Here is a 15,225-nt window from a genome sequence, read left to right as displayed (position 1 = left end):
AAAGGTGCCCCATTATGGCCGCTTACCTCTGTCCTCCTGCCGTAATACACGGCAAGCACGCCGTGGAGACCAGCCAGATCGTGGCGGAGGTGCGCGACCGGCACCCGCACGCGGCGTGGGCGCCGCGGATCGACGGCATCGCGGCCAGTACGGGCATCGAGACCCGCGGGTGGATGCTGCCGCTGGAGACCGCCGTCGCGCCGGGCAAGGGCAACGGCCTGCAGGCTGTCGGCGTCGGGCCGGCCCAAGAGGCGCTGGCACGCGACGGGTTCAGCCAGCAGGACGTGGACCGCGTGATCGCCGCCCTTGAGGCGATACCCGCGCCGCAGACCGTCCAGGAGCGCACCGCGCCGGCCTGGGAGGCCGTGCAGTCCTACGGGGAGCATGCGGCGCGCGGTGCCCTGCAGATCGCCGGGCTGGACGCCGCGGACATCGACTGCCTGATCACCAGTCACTCCACCACCCCGGCGCTGCCGGGTCTGGACGTCTCCCTGGCCAACAGGCTCCAGCTCCGCAACGATGTGATGCTGCTGCCGGCCTCGCAGTGGGCCTGTATCGCGGGGACCCGCTCCCTGGCGCTGGCGGCGGAACTCGTGGCCGCGGACCCCGACCGGGTGGTCCTCGTCGTGATCGCGGAGGCGCTGAGCACGACCTACCAGCCCGCGGACGACACCCTTGAGTCCCTGATCGTCCGGTTGCTGTTCGCGGACACCGCGGTCGCCGCGGTGGTCACGGGCCGCCCGAGGCGCGAGTCGATGCTGCGGCTGGACGCCGCCTGGCACCACACCCTGCCCGGCACCCACGACCTGCACCGTCTGGAGACTCGGTCGGACGGCACCCATTTCGTGATGGACCGGCGTGGGCCGCGCGCCGTACAGGAGACGGTCACCGCGATGTGGGAGTGGCTGCGCGTCCGTTACCAGGACAACCCCGACTCCTGGCACCCCGACGTGCTGCTCGCGCATCCCGGCGGGACCCGGGTGCTGGAGTACATGGAGCAGACGATGCCCGACACATGGCCGTCGGGGCTGCTGGACTACAGCCGGGACAGCTACACCAGCGGCAACCGCGGAGGCGCCGCCGTGTTCGACATCATGCGGCGGGCGCACGACGCCGGGCAGAAGTCGGGCAGCCGCGCCGTGCTGTACGCGGCGGCACCGGGCCTGACCGCCACCGCCCTGGAGGGGGAGTGGCTGTAGCACGAGCCCGCGCGACCCGCACCAGCAGAACGGGTCGCCCGCATCACAGGGCACGACACCTGTACAGCTGAGGGCGCCGTGCGTACCGTCGGTGGCTCCGGCGGACGCGCACGCCGCCCGTACCCTCGCCGCGCTTCAGGTGCCGTACGCCGGCCGCGCCCCGCCCTGCGACCGCGTCACCTGGCGACTTCCGCCCAGACCACCTTGCCGGTGTCCGTCCACCGCACCCCCCACCGGGTGGTGAGCCTGTGCACGATGTACAGGCCACGACCGCGGTCGTCGAGGAGGCCGCCCCGGTTCAGACGCGGACTGCCGTTGCCGGTGTCGCCCACCTCGCACAGAAGGCCATGACCGGCCCTGATCAGCCGTACCGTGATGGGACCGGTGGCGAAGAGCACCGCGTTCGTGACCAGCTCGCTGACCAGTAGCAGCACGTTGTCCAGGGTGTCGTCCTTGGTGCGCCATTGCCGCAGCAGCGCGGAGATCTGTGCGCGGGCACGGGCGGGCGCGTCGTAGCGGGCGGGCAGCCGCCAGGTCGCGGTGTCCCCCTTGCGGTAGCCGATCATGCGCGCGAGCAGCAGGGTCACGTCGTCGCGCTGACGCACGGGCGCCAGCGTGGAGACGACGCGCCGTGCGGCCTGCTGCAGGGCGTCCCAGGGGTGCACCCTGGACACGGTGTCCGCCAGCCTGCTGATGCCCTCGTCGATCGACAGGGCCGGATCCTCCACCAGGCCGTCGGTGTAGAGGGCGAGCAGCGAGCCCGGGGGTGCGTCGAACGTGTGCACGTCGAACGGCTCTCGCAGCGCGAACTCGGCGCCCAGCCCGGGATGAGGGCGGACCGCGAGCGGGCCCGCGTGCCCGTCCGGGGACACCAGGACCGGGGGGAGATGGCCGGCGCTGGACAGCGCCACGTCGTGGCTGACCGGGTCGTACAGGGCGATGCAGCAGGTCGACCCGAGAGCGCTGTAGCCGGCCGCCAGCCCGGACTCCGAGTCGTCCAGCAGCGTCACGGTCGCGTCCAGGTGCTGCAGCACCTCGTCGGGCGCCAGCCCCGCGGACAGCAGCGCGCGGGCCTCCATGCTCAGCTGGCCCATGGTCGCCGCGGCTCCCAGGCCGTGCCCGACGACGTCACCGACCACCAGCGCCGTACGGCCGTCCGGCAGCGGAAAGCTGTTCACCCAGTCGCCGCCGACGCCCGCGCTGTCGGGGGTGGCGGGCTGGTAGACGCTGGCGATCTCGATGGTGTCGCCGCCCGCCCGGGGCAGCAGCCGGCGCTGCAACGCCAGCACCTGCGTGTGCTCGCGCTGGTGCTGACGGGCCAGGTCGACGTGATGGACGGTCCTGGCCACCAGTTCCTGCAGGTCGAACAGCTCGCTGTCGCGGAAGGGAGAGTCCGCCCGCCGCCAGACCTCCGCCACGCCCAGTACGACAGGCGGCGGGCCGTCCAGGACCAGTGGTATGCATGCCACACCCGCCGACCGGTCACCGGGCACCAGGGCACGCATCACTCGCGGACTGCCGAGCACCCGCTCGACCGCCTCCCGGTCGGGTATGACGATGGCCTGCGGGGCATCGTCCCGCTGTACCGCCTGCGCCAGCAGGCGACTCGCGTCGCTGGGAAGATCGTCGCCCGGAGTCACATAGCCCTCGGGCCAGGCCCGGTCGGGTACCAGGGCCGCCCGACGTAGCCGGATGCGCCCCTGCGCCCGCTCGGTGACTCCCTCGCCCGTCCACACGGCGAAGTCGAGGTCGACGGCGGCCACGTCTCCCCACGCCAGCAGGGACTCCGCCAGCGACTGCGCGGTCTCGCCGATGTCCAGCGAGGTGCCGATCGCGGTCTCCGCGGCGTACAGGTGCAGCCGCCTGGCCATGGCGATCACGGAGACGGTCAGGCCTTCCTGGGGCACGGCCGCGGGCAGGATGCTCAGCGAGACCACCAGCTCCGACCCGTCGCCGCGCCGCAGGCGCTGGATCCGGGCGACGTGCGCCTCACCGGTTTCCAGGACCTGCCGCAACCGCCTGGTGACTGTCGGTATGTCCCCGGGAGGCAGGAGATCGACGAAAGGGCTCCCGACCACGGCGTCCAGACCCGCGAACACGGGGGCGTCCAGATTGCAGCCGGTGATTCTCAGGTCCCTGTCCAGGTTGACCGCGCCGAGAATCTGCTCCTGACGGCTGGTTGCCGCGTCGTCGGGTACGCGTCGAGTGGTGGTGCGGTCGCCCTGCGCGTCGGCAGGACGCGCGGCCGGTGCCGTTCCGCCGCTCGGGATGTAGCGCCCCAGAGCGCTGCTGACCAGTTCGAACGGCGAAGAGGACGAAGGGGAGGGTGTGGAGTCCATGCGGCTCTCTCCCTGGCGGGCACACCTCATTGAATAACATCGGGAGTCGCTTCGCCCACATCGGCGGATCACGCGGTGAACGCGGACAGTGAGGAATGCACTGGCCGGCGGAGCGGTGCACACCCTGCCAGGGCCGTGACCTGCCAGGATGCGCCCTACTTCGGTGACTGGAAGCCGCCGATCTTCTGCTCCAGCAGTTCGGCCAGCCGCAGTGGGGTGCGGTCCTCGAACATCGGACCAATGAGCTGCACTCCCACCGGCAGACCCTCTGGGGACCGGCTCGCTGGTACGGCGGTGGCGGGTAGGCCGGGCATGGTGGCCAGACCGGCCCAAACCAGTTGGTCGAAGTACGGGTACTCGACGCCGTCGATGTCGATCCGGCGTTCCCTTGGATCGGGGTTGTGGTCGTGCGGGAACGCGGGCGTGGGCGTGATCGGACACACCACGGCGTCGAACTCGCCGAAGAACTGCCGCCAGCCATGGCGGTGGAGCTCGCGACGGCTGTTCGCCTCGATCCAGTCGCGGTGGCTGAGCACCATGCCGCGCAGCATCGCAGCATTGAGACTCTGGTCGTCTGGGCTCAGTCCGGCGGCGCGGCTCCGCAGCTGCTCGTACGCTTCGACGGGAAAATGCGCAGCGGATCCCGAGAACAGCAACTGCCTGTAGATCAGCGCGGCTTCGGCCAGATCGGGCAGCAGCGGACTGCGCCGTTCGACTCGGGCGCCGCCGTCGACCAGCGCGTCGGCGACCCGGTCCACGCCCGCCCGTACTGCGGACCCGGTCGGAATGAGCGGATGGTTGTCGAGGACCAGGACGCGGAAGTCGCAGAGCCGCTCGTGGCGCGCGGGCGGCAGCCTCAACTCGTGCGCCACACCGAGCGTCAGCGGGTCCGGTCCGGCCATGACGTCGAGCAGCAGTGTGAGGTCGCGGGCAGTGCGCGCCATCGGACCGACGACGGCGAGGTCATGGTCGGCCGGCAATGCCGGCGCCGGGGGCGGGACCATGCCGCGGATCGCCGCCAGCCCGAGTGTCGGCTTGTGTGCGTAGACACCGCAGAAGTGTGCGGGGGTGCGCAACGAACCGGCCATGTCGGAGCCGATGGACAGCGCGCCGAATCCGGCTGCGAGGGCCGCCGCGGATCCGCCGGAGGATCCACCCGGCGTGCGAGCGTGATCCCAAGGGTTGTTGGTGGTGCCGTAGATCTCGTTGAAGCTCTGCACGTCTTGCAGCCCCAAGGGCACGTTGGTCTTGCCGAGCACCACCGCGCCGGCGGCCTTGAGCCGCGACACCTGCACCGCGTCCTCGGCCGGCAGGTAGTTCCGGTGCAGCGGCATGCCCCAGGTCGTGGGCAGCCCGGCGACGTTGTAGGACTCCTTGACCGTTACCGGAATGCCGAGCAGTGGCCGGTCCTCACCGCGGGCGCGCGCCTGGTCGGCACCGCGCGCGGCGGCCCGTGCACGGTCGAAGTCCGGCACGCAGATCGCGTTGATCGCCTTGTCGTCCCGCTCGATACGGGCGATCGCCTCGTCGGTCAGTTCCGCCGCGGTCACTTCGCCGGCACGTAACGCAGCCGCGAGCTTTTCGGCCGTCTGAAAACTCCACTCCATGAATCCGACCGTATCGGCCTCCGGAACAGGTCATGAAATGCCGTTTCGCACAATGGGGTTCACGGTCGTTGGTGGAAACGTGGCCTGCCAGGGGTTCCGGGCGGATCTGTATCAAGCTCCAGGCCGTGGTCGTGAGTTCTACCCGACTACCGTCGCTCCACATGACGGACACCGAAATGGACATCACCGAGGACCTGATCCGGGATCTGCTGCGCGAGCAGCACCCCGACCTGGCTGATCGCCCCCTGAAGCTCGGAGCGCTCGGCTGGGACAATCAAGTGTGGTGGCTCGGCGACGACCTCGCCGTCCGGCTGCCGTGGGCGACGCAGTCCGCGGACGCGCTGCTGCGCAAGGAACACGCCTGGCTGCCCCTCCTCGCCCCGCACCTTCCTCTGCAGATCCCCGTCCCGCAGCGTCTTGGTGAGCCCTCCGAACGGTTTCCACGGCCCTGGCTCGTCACCACCTGGGTACCGGGCGAGCCCGCCGACCGCGCCCCCGCTACGCGCGCCGTGGAGGCGGCCGTCACCCTGGCCGACTTCCTGACCGCTCTTCACCACCCTGCCCCCGACGGGGCGCCGGCAGGCCGGGACCGCGGTGGCCCGCTGGCTGACACGGCCGACCACTTCACCCAAGGGCTTGCCTCGGCCACCGAGCTGGGGCTGATTCGCGACCCGGACGCCGTCATCGCGGTCTGGGAGGATGCCGCCGCCGCGCCGGACTGGACGGGCCCACGTCTCTGGCTCCACGGCGACCTGCATCCAGCCAACATCCTGACCACGAACGGCACCTTCTCCGGCGTGATCGACTTCGGCGACCTCTTCGCCGGCGACCCGGCCTGCGACCTCGCCGCCGCTTGGATCCTGCTGCCGGACGGCGCCATCGACCGCTTCCACGAGACCTACCGGCCAAGCCCGGACACCGCGACCCTACGCCGCGCCCGCGGCTGGGCGGTGCTGCGCGCCCTCGCCTGCATCCACATCGGACACGCCGGCGTCCACGGCCGCCCCGGAGGCAAGCCGACCTGGGGCCCACCCGCCCACGCCGCACTGCAACGCCTCACCGCGCCATAGATGATGGGGAGTTCGTCCTCGACCCGGCACCGCCGCGCACGTCAGCCTTCGTCTGCGCTGGACAGGGCTTCGGTGATCAGGCGGGTGGCGAAGTCGCGGTCGTCGGTGAGTCGGTTGATGTGCTCCGCCAGCAGGAAGGTGGTGGCTTCCAGGGGAGTCAACTCGTCCTTGGTCCAGTATCCGTACTGCTTGCGCCACAGGCTGGGGCTCAGGCCGGTGCCCGCAGCGATGAGCAGGCCGGCCATGGTGGGGATGGCCTCGGGGCGGACGCTCCTGGGCATCATGCGCATCGAGGCCACGAGATTGGGCACCACGTACTCGATGACGTCCTTGCCGTGGTCCTCGTAGGCCATCCGTAGCCACTGCATGAACATGTAGATGAGCGTGCACGTGCCGTCCAGCATGTCATCGATTCCGCCGGGACCCAGGGACGCGGCGAACTGGTCGGTCAGCGCTTGTTGTTCGGCGTCGGTCTGGGTCTTCTGGTCGTAGACGGCCTTGAGCCGAGAGTCGATCATCATGAGGGCTGCGCCCACATCGCCGGCGGGGGCGTACTGGGGGTCGCAGGGCGATGACACAGGATTCCTCCTCGGGTGGCCGTGGGCAGCGCGGCGTGTTCGTACAGTAGTCAGCCGGTGACGTGAGGGAATGGCGAATCCCTGTGAAGAGCCTTTGGGCGGCGCAGTCCGAGGGTTTTTTGAGGCGTTGTGTCTGTTTGGTCGTAGGGGTTGGGTGAGGCGGTGATCAGGATCTGGCCGGCCGGTGGCAGACCGGCGCGGCCCCGCCTCGAATCCGACGGTCTTCATCTTTCTACGGCTCGTAGTAGTTTGGACCGGCCGGAGAGAGCCCTGTGGGGCGGAGGTGGGGTCGAGCAGAAGGAGGTGTCCGCGTGACGGGCAGCAAGGAGTCCGGGCGCCGCGCGCGCGGGGAGCTGGAGGGCGAGGTGCTGGCGGCCCTGTGGGCGGCGGGCGAGCCGGCGACGGCAGCCGCGGTGCACGAGCACCTGGGCGGGGACTCGGCGTACACCACGGTGCTGACGATTCTGACGCGGCTGTGCGAGAAGGGGTTGGTGACCCGGCGGAAGGAGGGGCGCAGCCACCTGTACGCGCCCGTGCACGACCAGCCGGGGCTCGCGGCGGCGGGGATGCACTCGCTGCTGGACGAGGGCGGGGACCGTGCGACGGTGCTGGCGCGGTTCGTGTCGGACCTGTCGCCGGAGGACGAGCGGCTGCTCGGGCAGCTGCTGCACGGTGACGGCCCCGAGCGGGGATAGCACGGCGTTCTGGCCGGTGCCGATGTATCTGCCGCTGCTTGGTGAGCGCGGTGCTGGCTGCGTCCCGCCCAGGGAGCTGGCGATCCTGACGTTCACCGTCGTCGGCCAGGTGCCGCCGGTGGCGGCGCAGGGGCCGTGGTCGGTGGGTGCGCTGAAGGCGGAGGACCCGGTGAGCCGGGGGTGTCCGCGGTGTGCGCCGGTGTCGTGCTCGTCGTGGTGGTCAGCGTGACGGTGGCGTCCTGGCGGCGGGGACGCGCTCTGGTCGACGCCTGGCGGCAGTGCCGTCAGATCGCCGCGGGGGTGACTTGGCCGTGGTCGACCGCCCGGTGCCCACGGCGTTCGCCGTGCTCGGCCTGCCGGGACGGGTGGTCGTCTCCTCCGGGATGCTGCGCTTGCTGAACCCGCAGGAGCGGCAGGCCCTGCTCCCCCACGAGCGCGCGCCTGCGGAATCGGCACCATCTGATCTCGCTCGTGCTGCATCTCGCGGCGGAGCGGTGGGCGGACGAGGAGGCCGGGGCCCGGGCTGTGGTCGCGGACCGGCCGCTGGTGGCGCGGGCCATCGCGCGGGTGGCTCTGGCCGCGAGCCAGGCCCGCAAGGGGGCGCTGGCCGCTGCGGGAGGCCCGGTGCCACAGCGCGTGAAGGCGCTGCTGGCCCCGCCGGTGCCCCGACGCAGCGGTGCGATGGCGGCGTCTGCGGTCCTGGTGGCGGCGTGCTGCGCGAGCCTGGCACTGACGGCGCATGACACTGAGCGCTTGTTCGAGGCGGCGATGCGCGCCCACGCGGCCGGAGCCGGTCTGCGTGCGCGCTGACCTGACCGGCGTGATTTCGGGATACGACCCCGCAAGGGGGATGGGCACGGTCGCGCTGGGGGATCGTGGTCTGCGTCGGCAACTGGGCGCTGCTCAACGGCTACGACTGACGCGGCTGGGCGCTCGTCAACGCCTACTACTGGCACCGTCCGAAGTTCGGCCATCCGCCCTACGACTGGCGACGCCTTCGGCTCATACCCGCCGCCCTGGCTCACTGTCTCGCCCACCGGTCCGACGGCGGAGCAGGTGACGTACGACAATGGCGGCGACGGCGACGCCGGCTGCCGCGAGCACGTACAACTCGTAGCGTTGGATGGCCGGGTACAGGGTGCCGATGTGGTCTCCGGCGAGATCGCCGAGGGTCATCCAGACCCCCACCCACAGCGCCGCCCCCAGGGCGTTGAAGGCGAGGAAGCGGCGCCAGGGCATCTCGCTCAGTCCGGCGACGATGCCGTTGGCCTGGCGCAGGCCCTCGATGAAGCGGGCGACCGTGACGACCTTGCCGCCGTTGCGTACGAAGAACGCCTCCGCCCTGGCGACCCGGGCCGGGGTGAGCAGCACGTAGCGGCCGTAACGCGTCACGAGGCGGTGGCCGCCGTACCGGCCGATGACGTAGCCGATGTTGTCGCCGCAGACCGCGGCGAGGAACGCGATCACGGCGACCGCGACGACGTTCAGCTGCCCCGCGCCCGCGTACACGGCGGCGGCGATCAGCGCCGTCTCCCCGGGGACGGGCACACCGAAGTCCTCCACGAAGAGCAGGCCGCCGACCGCCGCGTAACCCCAGTGGTCAAGGAGCGGGGCGAGGTCGGCGAAGACTCCGGGCAGAGGAGGTGCGGTCATCACGGATCACCTCTGCGGCCGAGGCTACCGGGCGGGCTGCGCGGCGGCGCCGGCCCCGGCGGTCAGCAACGGTCGCAGGGTGCCGCGGCTCAGGGCCCCGACCAGCGGAGTGGCCCAGCGGCGCAGCGCCAGGCTGGTGAGGAGGGCGACCGGCAGGGCGATGAGCACGGAGCCCAGCACATCATGCGGGTAGTGGGCGCCGACGTAGACCCGGGTGAAGCCTTCCACCAGGGCGAACACGGCGGCGATGGCGCTCAGGCGGCGGTCGAGCAGGAACAGCGCGGCCACGGTCGCGGCGGCGACGGTGGCGTGGCCGCTGGGGAAGGCGTAGTCGGACCGTGCGGGGCAGGCGTCGACGAGGTAGGCGTGGGGCATCGACCGGCAGGGCCGCACCTCGGCGACGAGCTTCTTGACCACCTCGGCGACGGCGAAGGCGGTCACGACGGCGACCGGAGCGGCCAGCGCGACGGTCATCGCCTCCGTGCCCCGGCGGCGCGCCGACCACCAGCCCGCCGCCATGAGCACCGCGAAAACGCCCAGGCCGAGGTTGGTCCCCAGCTCCAGTGGGGTATTGAGCCACTTGGTGTCACGGGCGAAGTCGGTGACCGAGGTGAACAACGAGCCGTCGATACCGGAGCCGTCGAAGGCGAGCTGGGCGGTGGCGGGCACGATCATGGGCGGTCCTTACGGGTGGTCGGACGACGACACGGAACGGGCCGCGCCACCGGTCGGCTCCCGCACTCCGGTGACTCTAAAGTGACATCAAGGTGAAGCGGCAGGGGCTACCCGACAAACGTACTACATGTTGTAGAAGTTTGGTTGCGGGGAGGTCGCTCCGGCCGATCGGCCGATCGGCCGATCGGACGTCGTGACGCGTGGTCGTAGTGGACGAAGCGGATGGTGGAGACGGCGAATACGGCGGGCTTTTGCGGGTCGTCGCGGTTCACCGTGATCTCGCGGGAGGGATGCAGGCCCGGTGTGGGCAGCGCCACTCCCGCTCAGTTGGTAGACGCCGCACTGCACGGCGGAGGGGAGGCCGTGGACGAGTCCGGCCTTCTCGGCCCGCAGTTTCCGCGCGGCGGCCACGTTGTGGCTCTGGTCGGGCCCGCCCGCTGGCCGAACGTTGCGAGCCCCGCCTTGCCACCTGGCTGCTCGCCGCCTCGGCCCTGGTCCTGGGCGCGGCGACCACCATCTCCCTGGGCCTGCTCGCCGTGGCCGGCCTGGTCCGCATCCCGCAACTCGCGGCCCTGGGGCATTGGTCGGCACAGACGGCACGGCACGACGACCCCGCCGAACTGTCCGTCTCGCTGATGGCCGGCCTGCTGCTCGGCGGCGCCGTGCTCATGGCCGCCCGGATGCTGTGGCGACGCGCCCGCTCACTGGCCACCGCCGCATGGGAGGCCGCCTGCATGCCCGCACGCGACGGCCTGGTCGTCCTCGACGACGACACCCCCGACGCCTTCGCCGTCCCCGGGCTGCCCGGCCGGGTCGTCGTATCGACCGGCATGCTGCACACCCTGGACGAGTCCGAGCACGACGTCCTGCTCGCCCACGAACGCGCGCACCTCACCGCCCACCACTACGCGTTCGTCGCCCTCACCCAGCTCGGCGCCGCCGCCAACCCGCTGCTGCGCCCCCTCGCCACCGCCGCCACGTACACCATCGAGCGCTGGGCCGACGAGAACGCGGCCACCGCCACCGGCGACCGCACCCGCGTCGCCCGTACCGTCGGCAAGGCAGCCCTCGCCGCCCACCGCGCCCCGGCCCGCGCCCGCACCACCGGTGCCGCCCTCGGCATCCTCGGCCGCCGCAGCCCCCTCGCTTCGGCCGGCCCGGTGCCCCGCCGCGTCGCCGCACTCCTCGCACCGCCGCTGGGGCGCCATCCGGCCCTCACCGCGGCGACCGCAGCCGTGCTGACCGCAGCGACGCTCTCCACCGCCGAGGCCGCCCACGATTTCCACCTGCTGCTGCGGACCATCGGTGCCTGGTCGTGACGGCCGCTGTACGCCACGGATTGCAGCCACGTTGCAGGGCGGGTGCATAGGATCGCCGGCATGGCACTGCGACCAGTGATGGTGAATATCAAGGCTCTTGATCCATCGGCCGTCGGCCGGTTCTGGGCCCAGGCGCTCGGCTGGAGTGCCTACAGCCCCGGCGTGACCACGTACGTCGGACCCGCCGGCGGTCTCGTCTGGCCGGACCCCGTCGCCGTAGGCATCGACATCGTTCCCGTCCCGGAACCCAAGACCACGACAAAGAACCGTGTGCACCTCGACCTCGCCACCACCTCTGCCGTCCATCAGGCGGAGCTGGTCGCGCGCCTGACGGCTCTCGGTGCGACGTCGGCCCACGTGGGCCAGGGCGACGTGCCGTGGACGGTCCTCGCCGACCCGGAGGGCAACGAGTTCTGCGTGCTGGAGCCTCGGGAGGTCTACCGCGACACCGGGCCGATCGCCGCGGTGGTGGTCGACTGCGTGGATCCGCGGGCCATGGCCCGGTTCTGGGGTGAGGCGATGGACTGGACCCTGCACGAGGTGACCGACGATCAAGCGGTGCTGCGCTCCGCCAAGGGTGTCGGCCCGTATCTCGAGTTCCTCCGCACGCCGGGCGTGAAGACCGTGCCGGACCGCGTCCATCTTGACCTGCTGCCGTACCCCGGTGACGACAAAGAAGCGGAGGTGGCCCGGCTGCGGGCCCTCGGCGCCACCGACCTCGACCTCGGCCAGGGCAACGTCCCCTGGACGTGCCTGGCCGACCCGGAGGGCCACGAGTTCTGCGTCCTCGCCGGCGAATGAGCCATGCCCCCGGGTGGGTCGGGCTGCGGCGTCTTTGTCGATTCCGGCGGCGGGCAGGGGCCCCGGCGTCGCTGCCGAGTTCAGCCGGAAGCAGTTCGCGCAGCGTGCGGCGATGATGTGCGGGTGTTCTACGAAGATCTCAGCGAGTACACCTACCAGGACGAGGACACGTTCGGGGACAGGGAGTCGTTCTACGAGCTCTGGTACCGCCCTGAGTACACGCGCCTGAACGTCGGATGGCTGGAAGCCGGCAAGCCGTACTCGACAGGGCCTGTCCCCGCGGGCTTCGTGGAGAAGCTGCAGGCCGTCCAGCGGGTCCAGTGGATGAACGTCTGCCTCGGCGTCCATGAGTGCGACCTGTGTCCTGAGACAGGGGAGGCCCCGGAAGGGAACGGGGAGATACGGATCCCGGGCGAGATCGGCATCGCCTACGCCGCCCCGTTCCTGATCACGCACTACAGCACCGTTCACGGCTACCGGCCGCCTCAGGTTTTCATCGATGCCGTTCTCGCTGTCGATCTCGACGCGTGGGCTGCCGCCCGCTGGCCCGACGTGCCCTTCCCATGGGTCCCGGAGGACGCCGAACGCCTGCTGGAGTAGGGGCAGACGGTCCTCAGCGGCGCGGCCGGTGCGGCGGCGGTAGATCTCTGTGTGGAACCCGGTCGGACGGCGGCTAAGGAAGCGCACGCGGCAGGGCTGCCGTACGTGAAGTCGGCAGACCTGTCCCGGCTTCACATCACCCAGGCCAAGCGCAGCGAGGAACGCGCCTGGCTCGCCGACGTCTCAGCGGTCGTCCTGCAACAGTCCCTGCGGCGCACGCCGGCATGCCAAGGTGGCGGACCGGCGCCGGGACTGGCACCACAAGGCATCCACGCAGATCATCCGCGACAACCAAGCGGTGTACGTGGAAGACCTCGCGGTGTCCGGACTCGGCCGCACCCGGCTCGCCAAGTCCGTGCACGACGCGGGATGGTCCGCGTTCGTCAACGGTCGTTCATACAGTCTTGGTTGGGCGGGGTAGATCAGAAGGGCACGCCAGCCCGTTTGGCAAGACGGGTCAGCCTCGGATTGCTGCGGCGGTGCAGCGAGGTCAGCACGCGCATCAGTTCCTGGCTCGTAGGGTGGACCCGTGCCATCTCGGGGGCGACGTTCCAGGCTTCTTCGAGGGCTTCGAGGGCGGAATCCCGATCCCCCAGAGCCAGATGCGACCGCCCCAGGTTCATGTGTAGGGGACCGATGCGGGTCGCGGGCAGGGTCGTGCCCTCCCGGATGAGGTCGTCGGCGGTGTCCAGCGCCCGGCGGTGCTGGTCCATGTCGGAGTACGTCGAGATGACGTGGGTAGCGGTCTGGTCCGGCCCGAAGTGGATGCCGTGCTCGTCGGCGTCCTCGCCGTACTCCTCGGCGGTCCGCCACGCCGCCCGGATGTGCTCGTCGGCGGCAGCCTCGTCCTTGAGGCGACCGGCAAGGGTGAGGCCGCGCAGGTGCAGGATGCCCAGACCGAAAGCGCGGTCGCGTCCCTCAAGGATCGACTCCGCCTCGACGATCGCGCGGTCGACGACGGCCAACCCGCCCGCGAAATCGCCCGAGTTGAGGAACGTCCCGGCCTCGTCGCGGGCTGCCACCGTGGCGGCGATCGGATGTGCGCGCTCGGAGGCGAGCCGCTGCTTCATGACGGCCAGTTCGGCGAGGTGCATCCACCGGAAGCGGGCGGCCAGCCAGTACACGACCGAGTACGTGTCGGCAACGCGTGTCCAGGCGTCTGGCGACTCGGTGGCATGCGCGTAGTTGGTCGACCTCGCGAGCACGCCGGGCAACTTCTGGAGGACCCCGCCCAGTTCGGTGCGGTAGCGGTGCTCGTTCAGCTCGGCCAACTCGCGGGGTAGATCCTCCGGGTGCGATGGTGGGGCATCGGGAATGTCGAAACGCCGGATGGCGAAGTTCAGCGCGGCCAGGCTGGCTTCGTCCGTCTTGGCGACCGGCTCCGTGCCCAACAGCTCGTCGAGGGTCAGTCCCATGGCACGCGCCAGGGCGGCGGCGATGCCCTGGGTGAGGGCGCGGTCGCCGACCTCGATCTTGCTCAGCAGTGAAACCGACACACCCGCCCGCCGGGCAAGGGCGACCTGGCTGAGGCCACGCTCCTTGCGGCAGACGGCCACGTTCGTGCCGGGTCCGGGAATCTTGATCGCGCTCATAATGTGCGTCTTCCCCGCTCGACTTCCGTTACCTTCCATCGTCTCACCCCGCCACCTCGACCCCCCTCCCTTGTGCAAGCGCTGTGCAAGTTGACGCCGCACAGCGGGAGTTCTCTTGGATGACAGACGTATGCGCAGGTGGGACGAGGGGTCATGACACAGACCGAGAAACCATCAACGATGCTGAGCCACGGCAAGCTGCCGTACCCGCAGGGAACGATTGTCGAGGACACGGTCTCGGGGCGGACCGGGGAGCTCCAAGGCGTGATCGAGGAGCGGGTCAAAAAGACCGGACAGATCATCAACGAGATCGCGTACATCCGCCCTCAAGGGGGTGGCATCGAGTGGGACGCCCCTTTGAGGCACGTCCGCCCCGTCGAGGCCGATTAGACGTCCCGACGAAGCGTGCGGCTCTGATCGCCCCCGGAGACGTGATCGGGTACGAGGGCGAGTGGCGCAGGGTCAAGACCGCGAAGACCGACCGGGGACCGATGGGCGGGTTGGCCGTCGTGGTCATCTGGGAGGACGGTGGCACCGCCCGCTTTCCCGCCGGGGACGAACTCCTCCTGGGCTCCCTGGATCCCGATTGACGCGACCTGTCCCTGGTGAGCGGCGCGCGTGGGCACGTCGCCGGCCGTAAAGACTTTGGGCAGTAGCTGCCATGGGGCGAGTGAACAGGGGGCCGTACGCTCGCCCGGCGAATCGGGCAGGGAGTTGCCCTGCTCGCGGGGGTGCCCGATCGGCCCCCTGTTCTTCGAGGCTCGCCCCATGGGAGCTGCGTAAAGTCTCGGAGGCCGTCGACCCCCGGCCCACCACGCCGCGGCCTCGAACGGCCCGTCGTCGCTCTGCCCCTCGGGCGGACTACGTGCGGGGCGTCCGGCGACCGGACGGGACCGGCGTCCACGCCGCATGCCCGGCCGGGGCGGCGGGGCGCCCCGGCGCGCCGTAGGCGCGCCCTTGAGTCATGTGAAGACTGTATGAACAACCACTGACATTCGTCGGTGTCCGATCCCGGGTGATGCTTGACAGTTCGGTCCCAGCTGATGGTTGACAGTGGCCGTGATCGGCTTTTCTGTGCGCGTCGTTGCGGCGTGTGT

At 70.7% G+C, this 15,225-nt stretch carries 15 protein-coding genes and 1 pseudogene; 10 read left to right on the top strand and 6 right to left on the bottom strand.

Annotated features, from left to right (window positions below; genetic code table 11):
• The first annotated feature begins 14 nt into the window (after positions 1–14).
• A complete protein-coding gene (locus AB0I54_RS42990) occupies positions 15–1,199 on the top strand; it encodes a type III polyketide synthase (RefSeq protein WP_363301822.1) in 1,185 nt (394 codons plus the stop codon).
• Between the two features lie 176 nt (positions 1,200–1,375).
• Here the strand turns inward: AB0I54_RS42990 and AB0I54_RS42985 are convergent, their stop codons facing one another.
• Both AB0I54_RS42985 and AB0I54_RS42980 read right to left on the bottom strand, forming a co-directional pair.
• A complete protein-coding gene (locus AB0I54_RS42985; protein ID WP_363301821.1) occupies positions 1,376–3,538 on the bottom strand; it encodes a SpoIIE family protein phosphatase in 2,163 nt (720 codons plus the stop codon).
• 155 nt (positions 3,539–3,693) lie between these two features.
• Positions 3,694–5,145, bottom strand: a complete 1,452-nt coding sequence (locus tag AB0I54_RS42980) for an amidase (protein WP_363301820.1) — start codon at positions 5,143–5,145, stop codon at positions 3,694–3,696.
• Positions 5,146–5,306: 161 nt separating this feature from the next.
• Here AB0I54_RS42980 and AB0I54_RS42975 point away from each other — a divergent pair, with 161 nt between their 5' ends.
• The gene (locus tag AB0I54_RS42975; protein ID WP_363301819.1) at positions 5,307–6,215 is read left to right on the top strand and encodes an aminoglycoside phosphotransferase family protein; all 909 of its coding nucleotides are present in this window, start codon (positions 5,307–5,309) and stop codon (positions 6,213–6,215) included.
• Positions 6,216–6,256: 41 nt separating this feature from the next.
• On the opposite strand, the gene AB0I54_RS42970 is transcribed toward AB0I54_RS42975, so the two are convergent.
• Complete coding sequence (locus AB0I54_RS42970; protein ID WP_363301818.1) at positions 6,257–6,793, bottom strand: hypothetical protein; 537 nt, start codon at positions 6,791–6,793, stop codon at positions 6,257–6,259.
• A gap of 311 nt (positions 6,794–7,104) precedes the next feature.
• On the opposite strand from AB0I54_RS42970, the gene AB0I54_RS42965 reads away from it, so the two are divergent.
• From AB0I54_RS42965 to AB0I54_RS42955, 3 genes and pseudogenes are all read left to right on the top strand, one after another.
• Entirely contained in the window at positions 7,105–7,488 is a 384-nt protein-coding gene (locus AB0I54_RS42965; RefSeq protein WP_363301817.1) for a BlaI/MecI/CopY family transcriptional regulator, read from the top strand.
• Between the two features lie 191 nt (positions 7,489–7,679).
• Positions 7,680–7,868 (top strand): annotated as a pseudogene (locus tag AB0I54_RS42960) (hypothetical protein); the annotation flags it as partial.
• Between the two features lie 91 nt (positions 7,869–7,959).
• Positions 7,960–8,298, top strand: a complete 339-nt coding sequence (locus AB0I54_RS42955; RefSeq protein ID WP_363301857.1) for a hypothetical protein — start codon at positions 7,960–7,962, stop codon at positions 8,296–8,298.
• A 192-nt stretch (positions 8,299–8,490) separates the two neighbouring features.
• Here the strand turns inward: AB0I54_RS42955 and AB0I54_RS42950 are convergent, their stop codons facing one another.
• Both AB0I54_RS42950 and AB0I54_RS42945 read right to left on the bottom strand, forming a co-directional pair.
• On the bottom strand, positions 8,491–9,141 hold the full coding sequence (locus AB0I54_RS42950; RefSeq protein ID WP_363301816.1) for a DedA family protein: 651 nt from the start codon (positions 9,139–9,141) through the stop codon (positions 8,491–8,493).
• A 24-nt stretch (positions 9,142–9,165) separates the two neighbouring features.
• Positions 9,166–9,816 (bottom strand): phosphatase PAP2 family protein, encoded by a 651-nt coding sequence (locus AB0I54_RS42945; RefSeq protein WP_363301815.1) that lies wholly within the window; start codon positions 9,814–9,816, stop codon positions 9,166–9,168.
• 536 nt (positions 9,817–10,352) lie between these two features.
• On the opposite strand from AB0I54_RS42945, the gene AB0I54_RS42940 reads away from it, so the two are divergent.
• The 3 genes from AB0I54_RS42940 (at position 10,353) to AB0I54_RS42930 (ending at position 12,536) form a co-directional block, all read left to right on the top strand.
• Positions 10,353–11,135, top strand: coding sequence for a M56 family metallopeptidase (locus AB0I54_RS42940; protein ID WP_363301814.1), 783 nt, complete (start codon positions 10,353–10,355; stop codon positions 11,133–11,135).
• Positions 11,136–11,195: 60 nt separating this feature from the next.
• Complete coding sequence (locus AB0I54_RS42935) at positions 11,196–11,936, top strand: VOC family protein (protein ID WP_363301812.1); 741 nt, start codon at positions 11,196–11,198, stop codon at positions 11,934–11,936.
• Positions 11,937–12,053: 117 nt separating this feature from the next.
• Complete coding sequence (locus tag AB0I54_RS42930) at positions 12,054–12,536, top strand: hypothetical protein (RefSeq protein WP_363301811.1); 483 nt, start codon at positions 12,054–12,056, stop codon at positions 12,534–12,536.
• A 422-nt stretch (positions 12,537–12,958) separates the two neighbouring features.
• Here the strand turns inward: AB0I54_RS42930 and AB0I54_RS42925 are convergent, their stop codons facing one another.
• Complete coding sequence (locus tag AB0I54_RS42925; protein ID WP_363301810.1) at positions 12,959–14,128, bottom strand: helix-turn-helix domain-containing protein; 1,170 nt, start codon at positions 14,126–14,128, stop codon at positions 12,959–12,961.
• A 153-nt stretch (positions 14,129–14,281) separates the two neighbouring features.
• On the opposite strand from AB0I54_RS42925, the gene AB0I54_RS42920 reads away from it, so the two are divergent.
• Complete coding sequence (locus AB0I54_RS42920) at positions 14,282–14,518, top strand: hypothetical protein (protein WP_363301809.1); 237 nt, start codon at positions 14,282–14,284, stop codon at positions 14,516–14,518.
• Between the two features lie 41 nt (positions 14,519–14,559).
• Positions 14,560–14,718, top strand: a complete 159-nt coding sequence (locus AB0I54_RS42915) for a hypothetical protein (RefSeq protein ID WP_363301808.1) — start codon at positions 14,560–14,562, stop codon at positions 14,716–14,718.
• The last annotated feature ends 507 nt before the right edge of the window (positions 14,719–15,225 follow it).

The sequence above is a fragment of the Streptomyces sp. NPDC050625 genome, from assembly GCF_040654755.1.
GTDB lineage: Bacteria > Actinomycetota > Actinomycetes > Streptomycetales > Streptomycetaceae > Streptomyces.
The sequence above is the reverse complement of the archived record's forward strand: the minus strand, read 5'-3'. Positions and strand labels throughout refer to the sequence as shown.